The 21,627-nt window shown below is 60.9% G+C and carries 20 protein-coding genes and 2 riboswitches; of the genes, 9 read left to right on the top strand and 11 right to left on the bottom strand.

Annotation, left to right across the window (positions count from 1 at the left end; all coding sequences use genetic code 11):
- Positions 1-43: 43 nt before the first annotated feature.
- The 5 genes from cysS to fsa all read right to left on the bottom strand — a co-directional run bounded on the left by cysS (position 44) and on the right by fsa (position 5,276).
- Positions 44-1,513, bottom strand: a complete 1,470-nt coding sequence (gene cysS, locus ACZ9HU_RS06880) for a cysteine--tRNA ligase (protein ID WP_476103773.1) — start codon at positions 1,511-1,513, stop codon at positions 44-46.
- A 77-nt stretch (positions 1,514-1,590) separates the two neighbouring features.
- Positions 1,591-2,109, bottom strand: coding sequence for a DUF2846 domain-containing protein (locus ACZ9HU_RS06885; RefSeq protein ID WP_476103775.1), 519 nt, complete (start codon positions 2,107-2,109; stop codon positions 1,591-1,593).
- A gap of 59 nt (positions 2,110-2,168) precedes the next feature.
- A complete protein-coding gene (locus ACZ9HU_RS06890; protein ID WP_476104201.1) occupies positions 2,169-2,759 on the bottom strand; it encodes a hypothetical protein in 591 nt (196 codons plus the stop codon).
- 31 nt (positions 2,760-2,790) lie between these two features.
- Complete coding sequence (gene cobT / locus ACZ9HU_RS06895) at positions 2,791-4,605, bottom strand: cobaltochelatase subunit CobT (protein ID WP_476103777.1); 1,815 nt, start codon at positions 4,603-4,605, stop codon at positions 2,791-2,793.
- A 20-nt stretch (positions 4,606-4,625) separates the two neighbouring features.
- On the bottom strand, positions 4,626-5,276 hold the full coding sequence (fsa, locus tag ACZ9HU_RS06900; protein ID WP_476103779.1) for a fructose-6-phosphate aldolase: 651 nt from the start codon (positions 5,274-5,276) through the stop codon (positions 4,626-4,628).
- A gap of 198 nt (positions 5,277-5,474) precedes the next feature.
- Between fsa and ACZ9HU_RS06905 the strand changes: the two genes are divergently transcribed.
- The 6 genes from ACZ9HU_RS06905 to ACZ9HU_RS06930 all read left to right on the top strand — a co-directional run bounded on the left by ACZ9HU_RS06905 (position 5,475) and on the right by ACZ9HU_RS06930 (position 12,814).
- Complete coding sequence (locus ACZ9HU_RS06905; protein ID WP_476103781.1) at positions 5,475-7,661, top strand: primosomal protein N'; 2,187 nt, start codon at positions 5,475-5,477, stop codon at positions 7,659-7,661.
- Between the two features lie 372 nt (positions 7,662-8,033).
- Positions 8,034-8,588 (top strand): F0F1 ATP synthase subunit delta, encoded by a 555-nt coding sequence (locus ACZ9HU_RS06910; protein WP_476103783.1) that lies wholly within the window; start codon positions 8,034-8,036, stop codon positions 8,586-8,588.
- A 66-nt stretch (positions 8,589-8,654) separates the two neighbouring features.
- A complete protein-coding gene (atpA, locus tag ACZ9HU_RS06915) occupies positions 8,655-10,184 on the top strand; it encodes a F0F1 ATP synthase subunit alpha (protein WP_476103785.1) in 1,530 nt (509 codons plus the stop codon).
- Between the two features lie 30 nt (positions 10,185-10,214).
- Positions 10,215-11,087 (top strand): F0F1 ATP synthase subunit gamma, encoded by an 873-nt coding sequence (locus ACZ9HU_RS06920; protein ID WP_476103787.1) that lies wholly within the window; start codon positions 10,215-10,217, stop codon positions 11,085-11,087.
- Positions 11,088-11,116: 29 nt separating this feature from the next.
- Positions 11,117-12,553, top strand: coding sequence for a F0F1 ATP synthase subunit beta (gene atpD / locus ACZ9HU_RS06925; protein ID WP_476103790.1), 1,437 nt, complete (start codon positions 11,117-11,119; stop codon positions 12,551-12,553).
- Between the two features lie 3 nt (positions 12,554-12,556).
- A complete protein-coding gene (locus ACZ9HU_RS06930) occupies positions 12,557-12,814 on the top strand; it encodes an ATP synthase F1 subunit epsilon (RefSeq protein ID WP_476103792.1) in 258 nt (85 codons plus the stop codon).
- A 232-nt stretch (positions 12,815-13,046) separates the two neighbouring features.
- On the opposite strand, the gene ACZ9HU_RS06935 is transcribed toward ACZ9HU_RS06930, so the two are convergent.
- Entirely contained in the window at positions 13,047-13,289 is a 243-nt protein-coding gene (locus ACZ9HU_RS06935; RefSeq protein WP_476103795.1) for a hypothetical protein, read from the bottom strand.
- A 158-nt stretch (positions 13,290-13,447) separates the two neighbouring features.
- Between ACZ9HU_RS06935 and ACZ9HU_RS06940 the strand changes: the two genes are divergently transcribed.
- Positions 13,448-13,714 carry a hypothetical protein gene (locus ACZ9HU_RS06940; protein ID WP_476103799.1) on the top strand — a complete coding sequence of 89 codons (267 nt, stop codon included), beginning with the start codon at positions 13,448-13,450 and terminating at the stop codon, positions 13,712-13,714.
- 158 nt (positions 13,715-13,872) lie between these two features.
- Here ACZ9HU_RS06940 and ACZ9HU_RS06945 read toward each other — a convergent pair whose 3' ends face one another.
- Positions 13,873-14,214 carry an HNH endonuclease gene (locus ACZ9HU_RS06945; protein ID WP_476103801.1) on the bottom strand — a complete coding sequence of 114 codons (342 nt, stop codon included), beginning with the start codon at positions 14,212-14,214 and terminating at the stop codon, positions 13,873-13,875.
- A 114-nt stretch (positions 14,215-14,328) separates the two neighbouring features.
- Here ACZ9HU_RS06945 and ACZ9HU_RS06950 point away from each other — a divergent pair, with 114 nt between their 5' ends.
- Together ACZ9HU_RS06950 and ACZ9HU_RS06955 are read left to right on the top strand one after the other, a co-directional pair.
- Entirely contained in the window at positions 14,329-15,846 is a 1,518-nt protein-coding gene (locus tag ACZ9HU_RS06950; protein WP_476103804.1) for a CpaF family protein, read from the top strand.
- A gap of 65 nt (positions 15,847-15,911) precedes the next feature.
- A complete protein-coding gene (locus tag ACZ9HU_RS06955) occupies positions 15,912-16,820 on the top strand; it encodes a DMT family transporter (protein WP_476103808.1) in 909 nt (302 codons plus the stop codon).
- Positions 16,821-16,869: 49 nt separating this feature from the next.
- Here ACZ9HU_RS06955 and gcvPB read toward each other — a convergent pair whose 3' ends face one another.
- Genes gcvPB through gcvT form a run of 4 tightly spaced genes read right to left on the bottom strand, consistent with a single transcriptional unit; the run spans position 16,870 to position 21,340 of the window.
- Positions 16,870-18,423 (bottom strand): aminomethyl-transferring glycine dehydrogenase subunit GcvPB, encoded by a 1,554-nt coding sequence (gcvPB, locus tag ACZ9HU_RS06960; RefSeq protein WP_476103811.1) that lies wholly within the window; start codon positions 18,421-18,423, stop codon positions 16,870-16,872.
- Entirely contained in the window at positions 18,423-19,778 is a 1,356-nt protein-coding gene (gcvPA, locus tag ACZ9HU_RS06965; RefSeq protein ID WP_476103813.1) for an aminomethyl-transferring glycine dehydrogenase subunit GcvPA, read from the bottom strand. The genes gcvPB and gcvPA overlap by 1 nt, the downstream gene beginning before the upstream one ends.
- A gap of 6 nt (positions 19,779-19,784) precedes the next feature.
- The gene (gcvH, locus tag ACZ9HU_RS06970) at positions 19,785-20,156 is read right to left on the bottom strand and encodes a glycine cleavage system protein GcvH (RefSeq protein WP_476103816.1); all 372 of its coding nucleotides are present in this window, start codon (positions 20,154-20,156) and stop codon (positions 19,785-19,787) included.
- Positions 20,153-21,340 (bottom strand): glycine cleavage system aminomethyltransferase GcvT, encoded by a 1,188-nt coding sequence (gene gcvT / locus ACZ9HU_RS06975; RefSeq protein WP_476103818.1) that lies wholly within the window; start codon positions 21,338-21,340, stop codon positions 20,153-20,155. Before gcvT ends, gcvH begins: the two co-directional genes overlap by 4 nt.
- Before the next feature lie 34 nt (positions 21,341-21,374).
- Positions 21,375-21,491, bottom strand: a riboswitch (glycine riboswitch).
- Positions 21,492-21,593, bottom strand: a riboswitch (glycine riboswitch).
- Between the last annotated feature and the right edge of the window lie 34 nt (positions 21,594-21,627).

Here is a 21,627-nt window from a genome sequence, read left to right on the forward strand (position 1 = left end):
CCTTGCTGGATGGCAAGGGGCATCCGGCCCCTTGCCTAAATCCTCAACCCAACTTCCATTCCCAGCCAAGCGGGTCGCCATCCATGGCCTCGACACCCTTGGCCGCCAATTCATCACGAAGCGCGTCGGATCGCGCAAAATCCTTTTCCGCCCGCGCTTCCTTGCGCTGAACCAGAACGGCCTCGATCTCTCCCTCGGTGATCGAGGCGGCCTTGGGACGGATCCGCAGATCACCGCGTTCCATGGCCAACAGGTTCAGGCCCAGCACATTGTCCATCGCCGTGATCGCGCCCAGCTTTTCGGTGGCCGGCACCTTCTTCATCGAGGCGACTTCCTCCAGCAGCGTCAAAGCGACCGGCGTGTTGAGATCATCGCTGATGGCCGCTTCGAAACGCTCCATCACCGGCGCGATCTTCTGGCCCCAACCGCCGATGGCCGCATAGCCGGCGTCGGCGCATTGCGCCTTCACCTGCGCCACGGCCATCAGCAGACGTTTCAGGCGTACCAATGCCGCGCCCAGACCTTCCCAACTGAACTCCAGTTCGCTGCGATAATGCGCCTGAAGGCACATCAGGCGATAGGCCAGCGGGTGATAACCACGGTCGATCAGCAATTGCAGCCGAAGAAATTCGCCCGAAGACTTCGACATCTTGCCGCTGCGTTCAACCAGGAAATTGTTGTGCATCCAGAATTGCGCGCCCGAATTGGCGGCGTGATCCAGCCCGCCACAACCACAAGCGGCCTGATTCTGGGCAATTTCATTGGGGTGGTGGATTTCGCGATGGTCGATCCCGCCGGTGTGGATGTCAAAGGGAAAGCCCAGCACCTCACCCGACATGACCGAACATTCCAGATGCCAGCCCGGCGCACCGCGACCCCACGGGCTGTCCCACTCCATCTGCCGCTTCTCACCCGGCGGCGTTTTGCGCCAGATGGCGAAGTCGGCGGCATTGCGTTTGCCATCGACCTTTTCGATGCGCCCCTCACCCTCCTCGGTATTGGCGCGGGCCAACCGCCCATAGTCGACCACCGTGGAAACGTCGAAATAAAGGCCACTGTCCAGTTCATAGCAATGAGCGGGCGCGATCTTCTTGGCAAACTCGATCATCTGGGGCACGTAATCGGTGGCGATGGTCCACTTGGCGGGCTGACGAATATTCAGCGCGCGCACATCGGCCCAATAGGCCTGCTTGTAATGTTCGGCGATGTCCCAGATGGATTGGGCCTGCGTCCGGGCCATCTTCTCCATCTTGTCCTCGCCCGCATCGGCGTCATCGGTCAAATGGCCAACATCGGTGATGTTGATCACATGGGTCAGCTTCAACCCCTTAAACGAGAGCGTACGGCCCAGAATATCGGCGAATACATAGGCGCGCATATTGCCGATATGGGGGTAATTATAGACCGTCGGCCCGCAGGAATAGACCCGCGCCTCACCGGGATGGACAGGCGTAAAGGTCTCGGTCTGGCGGGTCAGGCTGTTGAACAGCCGAAGAGGCGTTTGCTCGGTCATGGCGCGCGGCGTAAACGCCCGCCCGGCAAAAGGTCAAGAGGGCGCGGGCGCGCATAAAGCGGCCCGCACGAAATTCATCAATGTGCAGCGACCGGCGCCGAAACCGTCACCCCGGCCAGCGTAGCGATCTCGTCAGGCTTGAGCACGCCTTCGCCATAATTTTTCGGATCGGAAAGCGAGAGCTTCTTGTTACCCCGGAAATCGGCTTCCTTGGCAGGGAAAAGGTCAGGGCGGCCCGTCATGATGCCCATCTTGATCCGGCAACCGACATATTGCACTTCATCGGCTTCAAGCTCGAGCGTCACCTTATCCTTGGCTTCGCTGGACACCGAAAAGCTGTGCTTGCCCGGTTCAGCGGCATAGACGAAATAGCGCCCGACCCCCATTGAGCTGATCTTCTTGTCATTTTCCGAAACAGCACAGCTGATGGCCGCGCCAAAGATCGACGCGCTGCGATAGAAAACCACCAAACCCTTGCCCTTGGGCGCGGGGGGCACAACCATCATCAATTCGGGCGGCGTGTCATAAGCCATCGCCGGCATCGAAATCCCACATGCCAACACCGATGCCAACACCGCCATTTGTTTGAAACGCATTGAAACCCACTCCCGTTGTAAAACTGCTTTCGTTTGGATCGAGTTTCAGCGCTCAACCGTCAGGGAGCGACCGAAAAATCTGCGGCCACCTTGGCTTCCGCGATCGTACCTGAAGGAACAACCACTTCCTTGCCCTTCATGAACCAGCCCGCCATGGCCGCGATTGGAACGGTTGCCGCCGAAGCTATCATGATGCGATTGACGTCTTTGATGCCGCTTTTCCCGTTTTCCGCCATATGCATCGAACGCAAACGCAAATGCTGTCCATTCACGTCAATCCAGCGGGCGGCCAGAATAAGCTCACCCGGCCCGCCACTCATACTGGATTTTTTGGCGTGCACGACTTCACCTTCGCCCAAGGCGCCAGCGGCGATGATGGTTTTACCATCCATGACAATGGGGTCGGCCAGTCGGATGGGGAAATGCGCATCCGGCTTGGAAATCGCACTTCCTTGCGCTTCAAGAATCTCGATGCGGACAGGGGTCAATGCCGCAATAACCTTCGCATTGGTTACGGGCACAGCCCCATTAGGCACTTCCTGGGCAAACAAATGACAAGAGAACAGCGCAAGGCCACATGCCGCCGAGCGCAAAAAAAGCCTAATCATAAAGTGATAGCCCCCCCAGACCCTGTGGAAGCTATCGTTCAAATTCCTTAGTGGCAATCACCAATAACGTGATTCATCCATCTTCGAACAAACCAGCCAATTGTTCGATCATCGTGCCGCCCAATTGTTCGACATCCATGATCGTCACGGCGCGGCGGTAATAGCGCGTCACATCATGCCCGATGCCGATCGCCACCAACTGCACCGGCGACTTGCTTTCGATCCAGCCGATCACGCGGCGCAGGTGGCCCTCAAGATAGCCCGCAGCATTGACCGACAAAGTGCTGTCATCAACCGGCGCGCCGTCGGAAATTACCATCAGGATGCGGCGATCTTCCGGTCGCGAGAGCAGACGGTCATGCGCCCATTTCAGCGCCTCGCCGTCGATGTTTTCTTTCAGCAAACCTTCGCGCATCATCAGGCCAAGGTTCTTGCGCGCCCGGCGCCAAGGTTCATCGGCCTTTTTATACACGATATGGCGCAGGTCGTTCAAACGCCCCGGATGCGCCGGCTTGCCCGCGGCCAGCCACGCCTCACGGCTCTGTCCGCCCTTCCACGCGCGGGTGGTAAAGCCAAGGATCTCGGTCTTGACCCCGCAACGTTCCAGCGTGCGCGCCAGAACGTCGGCGGAAATGGCCGCGATGGAAATCGGGCGCCCGCGCATCGAGCCGGAATTGTCGATCAGCAGCGTGACGATCGTATCCTTGAACTCGACATCACGCTCGACCTTATAACTGAGCGAGGAACCGGGCGCGACGACGATACGCGAGAGACGCGCCGCGTCCAAAATGCCCTCTTCCTGATCAAAGTCCCAACTGCGGTTCTGCTGCGCCATCAGACGCCGCTGGAGCCGGTTGGCAAGGCGCGTGACAATGCCCTGCAACCCCTTCAACTGTGCATCCAGATAGGCGCGCAGACGGGTCAGTTCATCGTCGTCACACAGATCCTGCGCAGCCACGACCTCGTCAAATTTTTCCGAAAAGACCTTGTAATCAAAATCATTGGGCAGATCGGTCCACGGGCGATTGGGGCGCGTGGGCAACATGCCTTCGTCGCTGTCGTCGCCTTCGTCGTCCATCTGACCGTCATCTTCGATTTCGGTCTGCTGTTCGCTGTCGCCCTGTTCGTCGCCCTGGCTGCGGTCAGCGGCCATTTCGACGGGCTGCTGCTCCTGTCCGGGCTGATCCTCGTCCTGCTGCTCTTCCTTGTCCTGCTCGGCGTCCTCATTGTCCTCATCCTCGCCGGGTTCATCCACGGCTTCGGGCTTGGTCAATTCCAAATGGCGCAGCATGTCCAAAGCAAGGCTTTGAAAGGCGCGCTGATCGTTCAGCTTTTCGGCCAGCGCGGCAATATCCCCGCCCGCCTTTTCCTCGATAAAGGCGCGGCGCATTTCAACGCCGCCTCTGGCCATTTCCGGGATCGGCTGGCCAGTCAGCTTTTCGCGCAGGATGAGAGCAAGCGCCGTGTGCATCGGCACCTGCTCTGCGCGTTCGGCGCGGGAAATGGCGTCTGTTGCCATCCGCATATCCAGCGCCGCACCCAGATTTTCACGCATTCCGGCATAGTCATTGGCCCCGAGCGCCTCAAAGCGCACGGTTTCCACCGCATCAAAGGCCGCACGAGCCACCGCATCCTGCGGCGCGTTCTTGCGGTGAAGCGCCTCATTATGGTGCTTCAAACGCAGCGCATAGGAATCGGCAAACCCGCGCGCCTCCATGGCGGCTTCGCGCGGGATGCCACGCCCCGGCATCGGGATGCGGAAAGTCGCACCCGTCTGGCTGGGGTTATCCGCGCTCCAGTTCACCTCAATATCCGCGCGTTCAGCGATCGCGCGTGAGGCCCCGGTCAGCGCAGCCTTGAAACGGTCGAGAGGAGTTTCCTCGGCCAATGTCTATCCTTCGGAAATTATTACAAGCTCTGGCCGGTCTTGGCCCAGTCAGCCATGAAACCTTCAATGCCCTTGTCCGTCAAGACATGCTTGACCAGCCCCTTGATGACGGCGGGCGGCGCGGTCATCACGTCGGCGCCGATGCGGGCGCATTCCAGAACATGCACGCCATGACGGATCGAAGCGGCCAGAATTTCGGTCGCATAGTTATAGTTGTCGTAGATCAGGCGGATGTCACGGATCAGGTCCAGACCATCAAAGCCATTGTCATCGTGACGACCGATGAAGGGCGAGATGAAGGTCGCGCCCGCCTTTGCGGCCAGCAGAGCCTGATTGGCCGAGAAGCACAGCGTCACGTTGACCTTGGTGCCGTCGCCGGTCAACGCCTTGCAGGTTTTCAGGCCATCGATGGTCAGCGGAACCTTGATGCAGACATTGTCGGCGATCTTGCGCAGGATTTCGGCCTCACGCATCATGCCTTCGTGGTCCAGGGCAATGACTTCGGCCGAAACCGGGCCATCGACGATGCCGCAGATTTCCTTGGTCACTTCCAGAAAATCACGGCCCGACTTGGCGATCAGCGAAGGGTTGGTGGTGACGCCATCAAGCAGGCCCGTTGCGGCCAGTTCCTTGATGTCGTTGATCTCGGCGGTATCGACGAAAAACTTCATGGGGTGTCCCCTGATTGGCGCGCGCCCGGCGGTGGGCGCGATTCTTGAAACGCTCTACCCCGCCGCCTATAGGCATGAGCGCCGCGCAACCCAAGCCCCCACTTGCACGAGTTTTATCGCCACATCGCTCGTCGGCCAAATTATGCCTGCGCGAAGGCGACTTGACCCACCGGGGCGTTTGGTCGCATGGCCTTGCCCATGACCCGCGCGCGCCTGCTTGTGATGAACTCTGCCCTGCCGGTGCTGGATTACCGGGTGCCCCATGGCATGGAGGTCGAACACGGCAGCGTGGTGATCGCGCCGCTCGGGCCTCGTCAGGTTATGGGCATCGTGTGGGAACCTGAACGCCTGCCCGGTGAAGAAGTGGGCGACAATCGCCTGCGTCCGCTGCTTGCTGTGTTGCCGGTGCCGCCCTTGCCCGCGCCTTTGCGCCGGTTGATCGAATGGACGGCGGATTATTATTGCGCCTCGCTGGCCAGCGTCGCGCGCATGGCCTTGTCTTCCACCGCCGCATTGCAGGGCGGGCGGATGATGACCGAATATCGGCTGGCGCCCAATGCCGAACCGCCCAAACGCCTGACCCCGCAACGCGCCGCGGCATTGGAAACCTTACAGGGCATGCAGGGCACCCTACGCGAATTGGCCGAGGCCGCCAGCGTGACCGAGGGCGTCTTGCGCGGCATGGTCAATGGCGGGATGATGGAAACGGTGCGGGTCGATCTGGACCGCCCCTATCCATTGGCCGACCCGGCCTTTGATCAACCCGACCTGTCCGAAGGGCAACAGGCCGCCGCCGATCAGATGGTCGATGCGGTGCGCGCCGGAATATCGCAGAAGGGCGCCTTTGCGCCCTTCCTCCTCGACGGCGTAACAGGCAGCGGCAAGACCGAAACCTATTTCGAAGCCGTCGCCGAGGCAATCCGCCTTGGCCGACAGGTTTTGGTGATGCTGCCCGAAATTGCGCTGACGCAGAACTTCCTGCGCCGGTTCGAGGCGCGCTTCGGGGTGGAGCCGGTCTTGTGGCACTCCAGCCTGAAGTCAGCCGAACGCCGTCGGGCCTGGCGGGCCATCGCCGCGGGCCAAGCTCAAGTGGTGGTGGGCGCGCGATCGGCACTGTTCCTGCCCTTCCCGCGCCTCGGCCTTATCGTGGTGGACGAAGCGCATGAGGTGTCGTTCAAGCAGGACGATGGCGTGCGCTATAATGCCCGCGACGTAGCGGTGATTCGCGCAAGGTTTGAAAAGATCCCCGTCGTGCTGGCTTCGGCCACTCCCGCGCTGGAAAGCCTGACCTTGGCCGAGGCGGGCGTATACAAACGAATCATCCTGCCCGATCGTTTCGGCGGGGCGCAATTGCCCGATATTCAGATCATCAATCTGATCCAGCATCCGCCAGAGCGGAACCACTGGATTTCGCCGCCATTGGTCAAAAAGCTGGAGGAACGGTTGGAGAAAGGTGAGCAATCGCTGCTGTTCCTCAACCGGCGCGGTTATGCGCCTTTGACGCTGTGCCGATCATGCGGCCATCGGTTTCAATGTGATACGTGCAGCGCGTGGCTGGTCGAGCACCGCCTCTCGCGCCGCCTCGCCTGTCACCATTGCGGACAGGAACAGCCCATGCCCACCGCCTGCCCCGAATGCGGAGAGGCTGATTGTCTGGTCGCCTGCGGGCCGGGGGTGGAACGCATCGCCGACGAAGTGGCCGAGATTTTGCCATCGGCCCGCGTCGCGGTGGTCACGTCGGACACATTGAACACGCCCGACAAGGTGGCCGAATTCGTGGCGACGGCCGAAGCCAAAATGGTCGATGTGATTGTCGGCACGCAGCTGGTTACCAAAGGTTACCATTTCCCTGACCTGACTTTGGTTGGCGTGATTGATGCCGATCTGGGGCTGGAAGGCGGCGATCTGCGCGCGGGCGAGCGCTCTTATCAACAGATCGCGCAGGTGGCCGGGCGCGCGGGACGCGGTGAAAAGCCGGGCGAAGTGCTGATTCAAACCCGCCACCCCACCGCGCCCGTCATCGCCGCTCTGGCCGCAGGCGACCGCGACGCCTTTTATGAGGCCGAGGCGGAGGGGCGCCGCCATGCCGGTGCGCCGCCTTTTGGTCGCTGGGCGGCCATTATCGTTTCCAGCGAGGAAGAATCAGAGGCCAAGGAGGCCGCAAGGGCCATTGGCGGCACGCGCCCCAACCTGCCCGATGTCGCGATTCTGGGGCCGGCGCCGGCGCCTTTGTCCCTCTTGCGCGGGCGCTATCGCTATCGCCTGCTGGTCAATGCCAAGCGCAGCGCTGAATTGCAAAAGGTGCTGCGCGAATGGCTGGGCGCGCTGAAATTCCCGCAAGGCGTGCGAGTCAGCATCGATATCGACCCTTATTCCTTTGTCTAAAGGCGGCCTTCACAGGCGACCATCGACTAAACCATGCGCCGAACGGGCCGATTATGCCCCAAAAAAATTCAATTCAGCGCATCACCGATAGAAATACGCGTAACGCCGTCCATGGCATCCAATGGTCCCCTTGCGATCAATGATTTTTCGGGCAAAGTGACGCATAGGAATGCATTGCGCATTTCTCAGACAATCTGACCAATTCGGCGCTGGACCATGGACTTTGGAATCAGGTCGCATCGGGCCGCTTGCATCGCGCGGTAATCGTCGCTATGCGCGCCGCCCAAGGGGGACAGATACGCAGTTTGACGCTGCGCATCCTTACCTTTGCGAACCGGCATAGAGCCTTCCGGCAAGAGGGGACGTAAAAGCGTGGACAATTCCGCCGGCATTACTGCCAGTCTTCAGGGGCGCTACGCGTCCGCCCTGTTTGAACTGGCGCAGGATTTGGGCGCGGTCAGCGCCGTAGAAGCGGACCTTGAGACTTTGGGTGCGGCCATTGCCGAATCCGACGATCTGGGTGCCCTGATTCGCAACCCGCAGATCAGCCGCGATGCGGCTGGCCGTGCGGTAGAGGGTGTCGCCGGGGTGTTGGGCCTTGGTGATGTGACCCGCAAGTTCCTTGGCGTGTTGGCTGCTGGCCGCCGTCTTTCGGCCCTGCCCGACATTCTTCGTGCATTTGCAGCCATCGCGGCTGCTGCGCGCGGCGAAGTGACGGCACAGGTCACCAGCGCCCACCCGCTCAGCGACGATCAGCTTTCGGCCCTTTCGGCCAAGCTGGCGGCCCGCGAAGGCAAGGCCATCAAGCTGAAGACCAGCGTGGATCCGGAACTGCTTGGCGGTCTGGTTGTACGCATCGGCAGCCAGCAGATCGATAGCTCGATCCGCACCCGTCTCAATTCTCTCGCCCAAAAGATGAGGGGCTAACAGGCCCCTCCTAAAGGGTCGATTGCGGGGCCTTGGCCCCCAACAAGGTTCGATGAAAGGCTGAACATGACAATTCGCGCCGCAGAAATCTCGAAGGTCATCAAGGACCAGATTGCCAACTTCGGCACCGAAGCCCAGGTTTCGGAAGTCGGCTCCGTTCTCTCGGTGGGTGACGGTATTGCCCGCATCCATGGTCTGGACAAGGTTCAGGCCGGTGAAATGGTGGAATTCGCCAACGGCGTTCAGGGCATGGCTCTGAACCTGGAAGCCGACAACGTCGGCGTCGTGATCTTTGGCTCGGACAGCGAGATCAAGGAAGGCGACACCGTCAAGCGCACCGGCACCATCGTGGACGTGCCGACCGGCAAGGGTCTGCTGGGCCGCGTGGTGGACGCTTTGGGCAACCCGATCGACGGGAAGGGCCCGATCATGTACACCGAGCGCCGCCGCGTCGAAGTCAAGGCTCCGGGCATCATCCCTCGCAAGTCGGTGCATGAACCCGTGCAGACCGGCCTCAAGGCCATTGACGCTCTGGTTCCGGTTGGCCGCGGCCAGCGCGAACTGATCATCGGCGACCGTCAGACCGGCAAGACTGCCGTGGCGATCGACACGTTCATCAACCAGAAGGCCGCCAACGCCGGTGATGACGAATCGAAGAAGCTGTACTGCATCTACGTCGCCGTGGGTCAGAAGCGTTCGACCGTCGCCCAGATCGTGCGTCAGCTCGAAGAAAACGGCGCGATGGAATATTCGGTCGTGATCGCCGCGACCGCTTCGGAACCCGCTCCGCTTCAGTACCTGGCGCCCTACACCGGCGCTGCGATCGGTGAATTCTTCCGCGACAACGGCATGCACGCCGTGATCGTGTATGACGACCTTTCCAAGCAGGCCGTGGCCTATCGTCAGATGTCGCTGCTGCTGCGTCGTCCTCCGGGCCGTGAAGCTTATCCGGGCGACGTGTTCTATCTGCACTCGCGCCTTCTGGAACGCGCTGCCAAGCTGAACGATGACATGGGCGCCGGTTCGCTGACCGCCCTGCCGATCATCGAAACGCAGGCGGGCGACGTGTCGGCCTACATTCCGACCAACGTGATCTCGATCACCGACGGCCAGATCTTCCTTGAAACCGGCCTGTTCTATCAGGGCATCCGTCCGGCCATTAACGTTGGTCTGTCGGTGTCGCGCGTGGGTTCGTCGGCTCAGACCAAGGCGATGAAGAAGGTTGCCGGCTCAATCAAGCTGGAACTGGCCCAGTATCGCGAAATGGCCGCGTTTGCCCAGTTCGGTTCGGACCTCGACGCTTCGACCCAGAAGCTGCTGAACCGCGGTGCGCGTCTGACGGAGCTGCTCAAGCAGGCTCAGTTCTCGCCGCTCGGTTTTGAAGAACAGACCTGTGTCATTTTCGCTGGCACCAACGGCTATCTGGACACCGTTCCGGTCAACCGCGTCACCGAATATGAAGCCGAACTGCTCAGCTTCCTGCGTTCGCAGCATGGCGACCTGCTCGACCTGATCCGCAACACCAAGGATCTGGGCGACGAAGCCAAGGGCAAGCTCAAGGCCGCTCTGGACGCCTTCGCCAAGCAGTTCGCTTAAGTCCGTTCTAGCTACGAAAGGTAGTTGGCAATGGCCAGCCTTAAGGAACTCAAAGGCCGGATCAACTCGGTCAAATCGACCCAGAAGATCACCAAGGCCAAGCAGATGGTCGCGGCAGCGAAATTGCGTAAAGCGCAATCCGCTGCCGAGGCCGCGCGCCCCTATGCATCGCGGCTGGCTGGCGTTGTCGCCAGCCTCGCCTCGCGCATTGTGGTCAGCGAAAACAGCCCGAAGCTGCTGGCGGGCACCGGCAAGGATGCGGTGCATCTGCTGGTGGTGGCCAATTCGGACCGTGGTCTGTGCGGCGCGTTCAACTCGAACATCGTCAAGGCCGCTCGCCTGAAGGCCAAGGCTCTGGAAGCCGAAGGCAAGAAGGTGGCGTTCTATCTGATCGGTCGCAAGGGCCGCGCGGTTATCCGTCGCGAATATCCCAACGCAATCATCGGTGGCTTTGACACCACGACCGTTCGCGAAGCAGGATATGCCGAAGCGGACGCGATCGTTGCCGAACTGATGGCGCTGTACGAAGCTGGCAAGTTTGACGTAGCGCACCTGTTCTTCAGCCGTTTCCGCAGCGCCCTGCTGCAGGAACCGACCGAACAGCAGATCATCCCCGTGCCCGCTCCCAAGTCGGAAGTGGCCGCGGATTCGGTGGTCGAGTATGAGCCCGAGGAAGAAGAAATCCTCGCCGCTCTGCTGCCGCGCTATCTCAAGACCCAGATCTTTGGCGCGCTGCTGGAAAATTCGGCCAGCGAGCAGGGTGCATCCATGACCGCCATGGATAACGCCACCCGCAACGCCGGCGAACTGATCAGCAAGCTGACCATCCAGTATAACCGCAGCCGTCAGGCCGCGATCACCACTGAACTCATCGAAATCATCGCGGGCGCCGAAGCGCTCTGACGACGACACAGCAGGCAAGGAAGAAACCCATGTCCACCAGCACTGGCAAAATTGCCCAGGTTATCGGCGCCGTCGTCGACGTTGCCTTCGACGGGGAACTCCCGGCGATTCTGACCGCTCTGGAAACCGACAACAACGGCAACCGTCTGGTTCTCGAAGTTGCTCAGCACCTTGGCGAAAACACCGTCCGCACCATCGCCATGGACGCGACCGACGGCCTGACCCGTGGTCAGATCGTGACCAGCACCGGCGCGCAGATTTCGGTGCCGGTTGGCCCGATGACGCTGGGCCGCATCATGAACGTCGTGGGCGATCCCATCGACGAACGCGGTCCGGTTGGCGCTGCTCAGGTTGCCCCGATCCACGCCAAGGCCCCGGAATTCATCGACCAGTCGACTGAAGCCGCGATCCTCGTGACCGGCATCAAGGTCATCGACCTTCTGGCTCCCTATGCCAAGGGTGGTAAGATCGGTCTGTTCGGCGGCGCGGGCGTTGGCAAGACGGTCCTCATTCAGGAACTGATCAACAACATCGCCAAGGGTCACGGCGGCGTGTCGGTGTTCGCTGGCGTGGGTGAACGTACCCGCGAAGGTAACGACCTTTACCACGAATTCCTCGACGCCGGCGTTATCGCCAAGGACGCCGATGGCAACCCGACCCCCGATGGTTCGAAGGTTGCTTTGGTGTTCGGCCAGATGAACGAACCGCCGGGCGCGCGCGCGCGCGTGGCTCTGTCGGGTCTGACCATGGCTGAATACTTCCGCGACCAGGAAGGTCAGGACGTGCTGTTCTTCGTGGACAACATCTTCCGCTTCACGCAGGCCGGTTCGGAAGTGTCGGCTCTGCTGGGCCGTATTCCTTCGGCCGTGGGTTATCAGCCCACCCTGTCGACCGACATGGGCGCGCTGCAGGAACGCATCACCTCGACCACCAAGGGTTCGATTACCTCGGTTCAGGCCATTTACGTTCCCGCGGACGACCTTACCGACCCGGCGCCGGCTACCTCGTTCGCCCACTTGGACGCAACGACCACGCTGAACCGTGCGATTTCGGAACTCGGCATCTATCCGGCGGTTGACCCGCTCGACTCGACCTCGCGCGTGCTGACGCCCGCCGTTGTCGGTCAGGAACACTACGAAACCGCCCGCCGCGTTCAGGAAACGCTGCAGAAGTACAAGTCGCTGCAGGACATCATCGCGATCCTGGGCATGGACGAGCTTTCGGAAGAAGATAAGCTCACCGTTGCCCGCGCTCGTAAGATCCAGCGCTTCCTGTCGCAGCCCTTCCACGTGGCCGAAGTGTTCACCGGCATCAGCGGCAAGTTCGTTCAGGTCGAAGACACGGTCCGTTCGTTCAAGGCAGTTGTGGACGGCGAATACGACCACCTGCCCGAAGCAGCCTTCTACATGGTTGGCGGCATCGACGAAGCGGTCGAAAAGGCCAAGAAGCTGGCTGCGGAGGCCTAAGTCATGGCCCTGCACTTCGAACTCGTCACGCCTGCGAAGCTGGTCCGCTCCGAGGAAGTCCACATGGTGGTCGTCCCCGGTTCGGAAGGTGAGTTCGGCGTGCTGGAAGGGCATGCGCCCTTCCTTTCGACCATCACCGACGGCACCGTGAAGGTTTACAAGACCGAAAACGGCACGCCGGAAGAAATCGTCATCGTCGGCGGCTTTGCCGAAGTGACGCCCAAGGGCCTGACCGTTCTGGCGGAAAAGCTTGCCGGGTAAACGTCACGATTGACGGAAATCAGATTGAGGGGCTGGAAAGGGGGTTGCGCCTTTTTCCGGCCCCTTTTCTGTTTGATGCGGGAATTTTGCCTCCGGCGGGCAAAGGGCGGTGGCCCTTTGCAATCCCGATACCGTCAATGTGAAGTTACAGGACCAGCGTCGTGGGATCGCAGAGCCAATGGATTTGAAAGCTGCTTCGCAGCGGGGAAAGACCGGAAATGCTGGGAAGCAGTCATTGTGCCCAGCCGCCCGCAAGCTGGGCTATTCCGCCCACTGTAAATCCAAAAATCACCGCGCCAACAAAGATGCCATAGCCTTTAAGGGCCTTCCGCCCGTAACCTTTGCGACTTTCAGACTTCTGGAAGCGACTGACCCACATCGGCAAAAAGAAGCAGGTACCATAGAACCACGCGCCTAACGCCACCAACCATGCGATGATGAATAGAATAAGCATGGCATGGGCCAATAAGGTCATCGCCGATTGATAGCTCGGGGTATGGTCGTCCGCAACAGCACCGTGTCCGGAAAGGCGCTTATCGTCGAAATTTGGTGGGAAACGGTCATTGTGTGGTAGAGCTATGTTACAGTGAACAAATCGGACCAAGCATGCCAACCCTCAGCGACTGGCTAGTAATGACCACTTCAACGGCCACTGAACCTGAGGCAATGGCTTATCTGCGCTCCCAAATGGATGCGGAAACCCTCAACGAGCTAGTTCAAATTGCGCTTGAAGGGGAAGACATGGGAGATGCGCCATGGGCCGCCGCGAACGTGATTGCAGAGTATCCCGCTAAACTGCTGAAGAAACACGTAAATCAGCTTCGCGAGATCGCTGCGGAGCCATGGGATTACCTAAATCGTCCAGCAAAAATCGCGCTAGAGAAGATAGCCGACCACTGAAGCTCAGGCTTCGCGAATGTCGGCAAGTGGGGCGATTGCTGTCATTCAGGCAACAAAGTCTTCCGAAACGCCATACCTACAACAGCGAGATTGCAAAGGGCCCCTACTCTTTACCCGCCGGAGGCATCAAACGGAGGCTCAAACCCTCTATCAAAACCCTACCGCTTTCCCTTTCTGGCCGTTGGCGCATGAAAATTCGGGTCCTTTCCGGCCACCCATTTCATGAATTTCCCGATAGCCTCATGGCCGCGCAGCAGGTCGACATCCATGCCCACCCGCGCCAATTCGGCGTTGGTGAAAGTGGTATGCAAAATGCGATGGCAAATCGGGTGAACGCCCACCACGGCGCGGCCCCCTCGCGATTTTGGTACGGGATGGTGCCATTCGACAAGATCGCCCAACATCCGTTCGCACAGCCAGCATGTTGCAGGTGGGGTTACCGAATTGGGCTCATCTGCCTCATCATAATCGGTATTTGCCCGATAGCGCCGCTTGGCCATTAGCAAATCCTCAAAGTTTGCACTCTAATCACCTTGTCAAATTGGCACAGGCTGTTCGCGTTCCAAAGCGGGCCTGCGCGAAAATTGTGTGGTTTGTGAAGGAATGGACGAACGATGAGCGCATTCGGTCGACGCACTGGCCCCGGCAGCTTCGGCGCTGGCGCAAGACCGCAATTTGGCGTGGCGCGTCCGATGCGGGCCGATGGCCTGCCCGCCGGTGCGCCCCCGCCGCCATCGGGCGGGGAACAGTTCCCTCCCCTGCCCGCCGAACCCGACATGCCGATGGAAATGTCCAAAGGCGGCGATGCCATGGCCCGCCTTGCCGAGCGGATGAATTCCACCGTCGAGGGCACCCGTCAGGCCGAAGGTTTCGAAGCCAGCGTCCACAAGATCAAGGAGCAGGTGCTTCCCCGCCTGCTGGAACGTGTGGACCCGGAAGCGGCCGCGACGCTGACCAAGGATGAACTGGCCGAGGAATTCCGCCCTATCATCATGGAGGTGCTGGCCGAGCTGAAAATCACGCTTAACCGTCGCGAACAATTCGCGCTGGAAAAGGTGCTGATCGACGAATTGCTCGGCTTTGGTCCGCTTGAGGAATTGCTCAACGATCCTGACGTGTCCGACATCATGGTCAACGGGCCGGACCAGACCTATATTGAAAAGAAGGGCAAACTGACCCTTTCAACGATCCGTTTCCGCGATGAACAGCACCTGTTCCAGATCGCCCAGCGCATCGTCAATCAGGTCGGCCGCCGCGTTGACCAGACCACGCCTCTGGCCGACGCCCGTTTAAAGGACGGCAGCCGTGTGAACGTGATCGTCCCACCGCTCTCCTTGCGCGGCACGGCGATCTCGATCCGTAAATTTTCCGAAAAGCCGATCACGATCGACATGCTGCGCGATTTCGGGTCGATGAATGACAAGATGGCCACGGCGCTGAAAATCGCGGGCGCCTGCCGGATGAACATCGTGATTTCGGGCGGTACGGGTTCGGGTAAAACCACGATGCTCAACGCCCTGTCGAAAATGATCGATCCGGGCGAGCGTGTGCTGACCATCGAAGACGCGGCCGAACTTCGTCTGCAACAACCGCACTGGCTGCCGCTGGAAACCCGCCCGCCCAATCTTGAAGGCCAGGGCGCGATCACCATCGGCGACCTTGTGAAGAACGCTCTGCGTATGCGCCCCGACCGCATCATCCTGGGCGAAATTCGCGGCGCGGAGTGTTTCGACCTGCTGGCCGCGATGAACACGGGCCACGATGGTTCGATGTGTACGCTCCACGCCAATAGCCCACGCGAATGTCTTGGCCGTATGGAAAACATGATCCTGATGGGCGACATCAAGATCCCCAAGGAAGCCATCAGCCGTCAGATCGCCGAATCGGTGGACCTGATCGTTCAGGTCAAGCGCCTGCGCGATGGCAGCCGCCGCACCACCAACATCACCGAAGTGATCGGGATGGAGGGCGACGTGATCGTGACGCAGGAATTGTTCAAATTCGAATATCTGGACGAAACCGACGACGGCAAGATCATCGGCGAATGGCGTTCATCGGGCCTGCGCCCCTATACGCTGGAAAAAGCGCGCCAATTCGGCTTTGATCAGACTTTCCTCGAAGCCTGTCTTTAACACGCAGGCGGGCCTTGCGTAAAAAAGCGGTGCCACAAACCGCCGCTTTGCACTAAGGCCCGCCTGTGCTTCAAAATCAACGCCCCTTTCTTGCGCTGGGCCTTCGGCTGACGGCAACGGTCGCGCTTGCAACGCTTTATATGATGGTCAAATTGCTCCATCAGCGCGGCGTTCCATTGCCCGAAATCATGTTCTGGCGCCAGGCGATCACCTTGCCCTTGCTGGGCGGCTGGCTGTTGATGCGGGGCAAACTTTATTCGCTTTATACCAAGCGGTTAAAGAACCATGCGATGCGCACCGTCACGGGGACAATCGGCATGGTCTGCCTGTTTGGTGCACAGGTTTTGCTACCCTTGCCGGTGGCCACTATCCTGGGTTTCACCACGCCGCTCTTTGCGGTGCTGTTGACGGCGATTGTCTATAGATCAGCGCCGGGTATGTTGCGCTGGCTGGCGGTCGCGCTGGGCTTTGCCGGCGTGTTGATCATCACCGCCCCGGCGGGCGGCGGCGCATCCATGGCCGGTTCCATCTCGCCGCTCGGCCTTGCCGCAGGTCTGTGTTCGGGCTTTCTGGTGGCCGTCATCAGCCTTCAGATCCGCGATCTGACCAGCACCGAAACGCCGATTTCCGTGGTGTTCTATTTCGCGCTCTTTGGCACATTGCTGACACTGATCCCGATGCTGCTCTATCGCACGCCCCATCCCGCCATGGTCTGGGCCGGGATCATCGCCATGGGCGTGGTGGGTACCTTGGCACAGGTCCTGATGACCGCCGCCTTGCGCTTTGGTTCGGCGGCCAGCGTTCTGGTCATGGATTACGCGACGCTGATCTGGACCACATTCTATGGCTGGGCGATCTTTGAGCAATTGCCGCCCGCGCATACATGGGCCGGGGCGCCGCTGATCGTGGCGGCGGGGATGATGATTGCCCTGCGCGAACATCGCCGCATCAAGGCGGCCCGCGAAACCGCATAGAAAAGGGCCGCTGCGCGAACGCAACGGCCCCCTCCTGCGACCCTATAGCTTAGTCCTTCCAGACCAGCTTGGGCTTGCGCGCTGCCAATGTTTCATCAACACGGCGACGCGGTGTATAATGCGGCGCGCTTTTCAGCGTGACGTCCCCGGCACGCCCACGCTCGGCCAGTGAACGGAGCGAGGAGATCAGGCGGTCGGTGCCTGCCTTGCTTTCGGTTTCGGTGGGTTCGACCAGCATCGCACCATGGACCACCAGCGGGAAATAGACCGTCATCGGGTGGAAACCCTCGTCGATCAGACCCTTGGCAATATCCAGCGTCGAGAAGCCATCGGCCATGCCATCGTCGCTGAAGAGGGCTTCGTGCATGCACGGGCCAGAGGCGGCGAAGGGCGCATCCAGCACGTCTTCAAGCGAGCGCAGGATGTAATTGGCGTTCAGCACCGCATCTTCCGACACCTGACGCAGACCATCGGCCCCGTGGCTGAGGATATAGGTCAGCGCGCGGGTGAACATGCCCATCTGGCCATGGAATGCGGTCATGCGGCCAAAGCTGCTGGGGTGGCCGTGGGTTTCGGCATCGCCCTCTTCGACCAGATGCGCAACGCCATCGGCGTCCAGCGTGGCAAAGGGCAGAGGCGCAAACGGCGCCAGCGCCGCCGACAGCACCACCGGACCCGAACCCGGACCACCGCCGCCATGGGGCGTCGAAAAGGTCTTGTGCAGGTTGATGTGCATGGCGTCGATGCCAAGGTCACCGGGGCGCACCTTGCCCACGATGGCGTTGAAATTCGCGCCGTCGCAGTAAACATAGCCGCCAATGGCGTGAACCGCATCCGAGATCGTCTTGAGATCACGTTCAAACAGCCCGCAGGTGTTCGGATTGGTGATCATCACGCCCGCAATATCCGGCCCAAGGCGAGCGGTCAGAGCGTCAACATCCACGCGGCCATCAGCAGTCGCAGGGATATTTTCCACGCGGAACCCGGCAAAGGCGGCGGTGGCGGGATTGGTGCCATGCGCGCTTTCGGGGACCAGAACGACCGGGCGTTCCTCACCGCGAGCGGTCAGAGCGGCACGGATGCAGAGCAAGCCGCAAAGCTCACCATGCGCGCCCGCCTTGGGCGTCATGGCCACGGCGGGCATGCCCGTCAGCGCCATCAGCCAGTCGGCCAGCTGCGTGATGACCTTCAAAGCGCCCTGCACCGTCTGGGTCGGCTGCAACGGGTGAACATCGGAAAAACCGGCCATCCGCGCGACCTTTTCATTGAGGCGCGGATTGTGCTTCATCGTGCAGGAGCCGAGCGGGAACGGCCCCAGATCAATGGCATAATTCTGACGCGAGAGGCGGGTATAGTGGCGCACCACTTCCGGCTCGGTCAGTCCCGGCAGAGCGGGCGCAGCCTTGCGCAGGAACTTGCCCAGCGCGGGCGCGGGGGCGACATCGGCGTCATCGAAATCGACGCCATAGGTGCCCGGCGCGGCCAGTTCAAAGATCAGCTTTTCTTCAAGGTTGAGACCATGATCGCCGCTGTTGGTGGGGGGCAGGACGGCGCCCGCCTCACCCATTTCCGGACGCCAGCCCGAAGCGTTGGGAGCGTTCATCACAGCACCTCCTTGAGCGCCGCAACCAGCGCCGCAATATCTTCATCACTCGTGCATTCGGTCGCCGTCAGCAGCAGGCCATTGGCCAGCGCTGGAACCTCGGCATAGAGGCGGCCCAAAGGCACACCGCCCAGAATGTCCCGCGCCGCCAGAGCATCAACCACTTCACGTGCATCCTTGGGCAGGATCACCGTGAATTCGTTGAAATAGGCATCATTCAGGACCGACACGCCCGGAACCGCCGCCAAAGCGGCCGCCAGAGCCTGCGCCTTGCCATGGTTGATGCGGGCCAGACGTTCCAGACCAGCGCCGCCCAGCAGGCTCATGTGAATGCTGAAAGCCAGCGCGCACAGGCCGGAATTGGTGCAGATATTGCTGGTCGCCTTTTCGCGGCGGATGTGCTGTTCGCGGGTGGAAAGCGTCAGCACGAAGCTGCGGCGACCTTCGGCATCCACCGTTTCGCCGCAAAGGCGGCCGGGGATCTGGCGCAGGAACTTTTCACGGCAACCGAACAGGCCCAGATACGGCCCGCCAAATTGCAGGCCTACGCCCAGCGACTGCCCCTCACCCACGACGATGTCGGCGCCCAGCGCACCCGGCGCTTCGAGCAGACCCAGCGCCACAGGCTCGGTCACGACCACGATCAGCAGCGCGCCGTTGGCCTGCGCCGCCGAAGAAATCGCGGCCAGATCGGGAATGCGGCCCAGAATGTCAGGGTACTGGACCACAACCGCGCTGGTTTCACCGTCGATGGCCGCAATGATCGCGGCATCCTCGGCGTCCGCCGACAGCACCGGGGCCTGCGCCACCAGCACGTCATCGGTGAAACGCGCCATAGTCTGCGCGGTAGCTACATAATGCGGGTGCAAACCGCCCGTCAGGATCGACTTCTTCCGCTTGGTCACGCGATGCGCCATGGCGATCGCTTCCCAGCATGCGGTCGAACCGTCATAGAGGCTGGCATTGGCGATGTCGGTGCCCAGCAAACGCGCTACCTGCGTCTGGAACTCGAACAGCACCTGAAGCGTGCCTTGGGCGATTTCCGGCTGATAGGGCGTATAGGCCGTCAGGAATTCGCCGCGCTGGATCAGGTGATCGACGCTGGCCGGAATATGGTGCTTGTACGCGCCCGCGCCCAGAAAGAAGGGCGCCGCGCCCGCCGACAGGTTTTCCGCCGAAAGGCGGCCCATGTGGCGTTCCACAGCCATTTCGCTGGCATGGGCCGGAAGGCCCGCGATCGGCCCGCTTTGCAAAGCATCGGCGGGCACATCGGAAAACAGCGCGTCAATATTGTCCACGCCGATCCGCGCCAACATGGCGGCGCGATCGGCCGGGGTGAGAGGCAAATAGCGCATAAGGGATTAGAGCTCCGCAATATAGGCGGCGTAGGCGGCCTCATCCATCAGATCGGCCAGATCACCGGCATCGGCCACGCTCATGCGCCACAGCCAGCCTTCGCTTTCGGGCGAGGTATTGACCAGTTCGGGCGCTTCTTCCAACGCCGGATTGCCTTCGGTCACTTCGCCCGCAACGGGGGCGTAAACGTCGCTGGCGGCCTTGACGCTGTCCACCACGCTGGCGGTGTCGCCCTTGGCCAGGGTCTTGCCCGCTTCGGGAACTTCGACAAAGGTGATGTCACCCAGAGCGTTCTGCGCGAAATCGGTGATCCCAACGGTCGCAACGTCGCCGTCAACGGAAATCCACTCGTGGTCCTTGGTGAAATAACGGGTCATTTTGCGGCTCCTTTGCGGAAATAGCGATGGGGAACAAAAGGCATGGCAGCGACTGTGGCGGGCAATTTCTTGCCGCGCACGTCGATGAAGAGTTCGGTGCCGGGCTCGCCCAGAGCGGCGGGCACATCGGCCATGGCGATGGGGCAACCAAGGCTGGGCGCGAAACCGCCCGAGGTCAGCACGCCGACCTTTTCCTCGCCGCTGTAAACCTCAGCGCCTTCACGCGCGGCCTGACGGCCCGACAGTTTCAGGCCGACACGGACCGTTTCCGTGCCCTGTGACAGGCCGGTCAGGATGCGGTCGGCGCCGGGGAAACCGCCTTCGGCGCGGCGGCGCTTGGAAATAGCGAAGGACAGGCCCGCGCTGATGGGGTCGATTTCTTCGTTCAGGTCATGACCGTAGAGCGGCAGGCCAGCTTCCATACGAAGGCTGTCACGCGCGCCAAGGCCGATGGGCTTGACCGCCGGATGGGTGCAGAGCATTTCGGCCAAGGCTTCGGCGCTCTCGGCCGGGACCGCGATTTCATAGCCATCTTCGCCGGTATAACCGCTACGGCTGATATGCAGTTCGACGCCGTTCCAGACATAATGTCCGGCCTGCATAAAGGAGAGCTGGTCCACCGCGGCAACCTCCGGCTGGGCCGGTTCGATACCAAAAGAGGCCAGAGCCTCCGCCGCGCAGGGGCCTTGCAGCGCGAGCAGCGCGAAATCGTCGCGATGCGTCAGCGTGATGTCGTCGGGCAGGAATTCGCGCAAATGGCCGATGTCGTCCCACTTGGTCGCGCCATTGACGATCAGGAAGAAACCATTGGCCCAACGTGTGATCATCAGATCATCGATAATGCCGCCGGTTTCGTTGAGCAGCAGCGAGTAACGTTGACGACCAACCTTGAGGATCGAAAGGTCGGCGGGCATCAGCGCTTCCAGTGCGGTGATCGCGTCTTCCTGCGCTTCGTCTTCGCTCGACACGACCAACTGGCCCATGTGGCTGACGTCGAACAGGCCGGCGTTTTCACGGGTCCACAGGTGTTCGCCCATGATGCCTTCGTATTGCACGGGCATCCAGTAACCGGCGAATTCGACCATGCGGCCGCCGCGTGCGCGGTGCCATGCATCAAGGGGAAGCGTGAGGGTTTCGGGGGTTTCGATCTCTTCGACCGAGTCAGAATCGTATGTGTCGCTCACTAATCAGCCTTCCGCACAGCGTTGCACCAATCTCGGTGCCCCCTCTGTCACGGAAACCTGAGAGCTTAGCCCGCACATGGAAATGCGCAGATTTACCCCTTCGGCGGCCCTCGAACCGATTGGTCCGATTGCACTTTCCAGAGCGTCGCTATTGACCGACACGGTCCTTATTGCCTGAGAGATTCCGGGGCGGTTGCTCCTTCGGCGTCGAGCGATCCTTGACGAATCACCCGAACTCTCCCGCATCGTTCAGCGACTGGTGTCCGCCTTCTCTTTTTGCGGCGCAA

Source organism: Novosphingobium sp. Sphag1I, assembly GCF_056279125.1.

Bases quoted from the DNA above. Each gene is read 5' to 3' on its own strand.
- cysS (WP_476103773.1), bottom strand. From the start codon at position 1,513: ATGACCGAGCAAACGCCTCTTCGGCTGTTCAACAGCCTGACCCGCCAG.
- ACZ9HU_RS06885 (WP_476103775.1), bottom strand. From the start codon at position 2,109: ATGCGTTTCAAACAAATGGCGGTGTTGGCATCGGTGTTGGCATGTGGG.
- fsa (WP_476103779.1), bottom strand. From the start codon at position 5,276: ATGAAGTTTTTCGTCGATACCGCCGAGATCAACGACATCAAGGAACTG.
- ACZ9HU_RS06905 (WP_476103781.1), top strand. From the start codon at position 5,475: ATGACCCGCGCGCGCCTGCTTGTGATGAACTCTGCCCTGCCGGTGCTG.
- atpA (WP_476103785.1), top strand. From the start codon at position 8,655: ATGACAATTCGCGCCGCAGAAATCTCGAAGGTCATCAAGGACCAGATT.
- ACZ9HU_RS06920 (WP_476103787.1), top strand. From the start codon at position 10,215: ATGGCCAGCCTTAAGGAACTCAAAGGCCGGATCAACTCGGTCAAATCG.
- atpD (WP_476103790.1), top strand. From the start codon at position 11,117: ATGTCCACCAGCACTGGCAAAATTGCCCAGGTTATCGGCGCCGTCGTC.
- ACZ9HU_RS06930 (WP_476103792.1), top strand. From the start codon at position 12,557: ATGGCCCTGCACTTCGAACTCGTCACGCCTGCGAAGCTGGTCCGCTCC.
- ACZ9HU_RS06935 (WP_476103795.1), bottom strand. From the start codon at position 13,289: ATGACCTTATTGGCCCATGCCATGCTTATTCTATTCATCATCGCATGG.
- ACZ9HU_RS06940 (WP_476103799.1), top strand. From the start codon at position 13,448: ATGACCACTTCAACGGCCACTGAACCTGAGGCAATGGCTTATCTGCGC.
- ACZ9HU_RS06945 (WP_476103801.1), bottom strand. From the start codon at position 14,214: ATGGCCAAGCGGCGCTATCGGGCAAATACCGATTATGATGAGGCAGAT.
- ACZ9HU_RS06950 (WP_476103804.1), top strand. From the start codon at position 14,329: ATGAGCGCATTCGGTCGACGCACTGGCCCCGGCAGCTTCGGCGCTGGC.
- gcvPB (WP_476103811.1), bottom strand. From the start codon at position 18,423: ATGAACGCTCCCAACGCTTCGGGCTGGCGTCCGGAAATGGGTGAGGCG.
- gcvPA (WP_476103813.1), bottom strand. From the start codon at position 19,778: ATGCGCTATTTGCCTCTCACCCCGGCCGATCGCGCCGCCATGTTGGCG.
- gcvH (WP_476103816.1), bottom strand. From the start codon at position 20,156: ATGACCCGTTATTTCACCAAGGACCACGAGTGGATTTCCGTTGACGGC.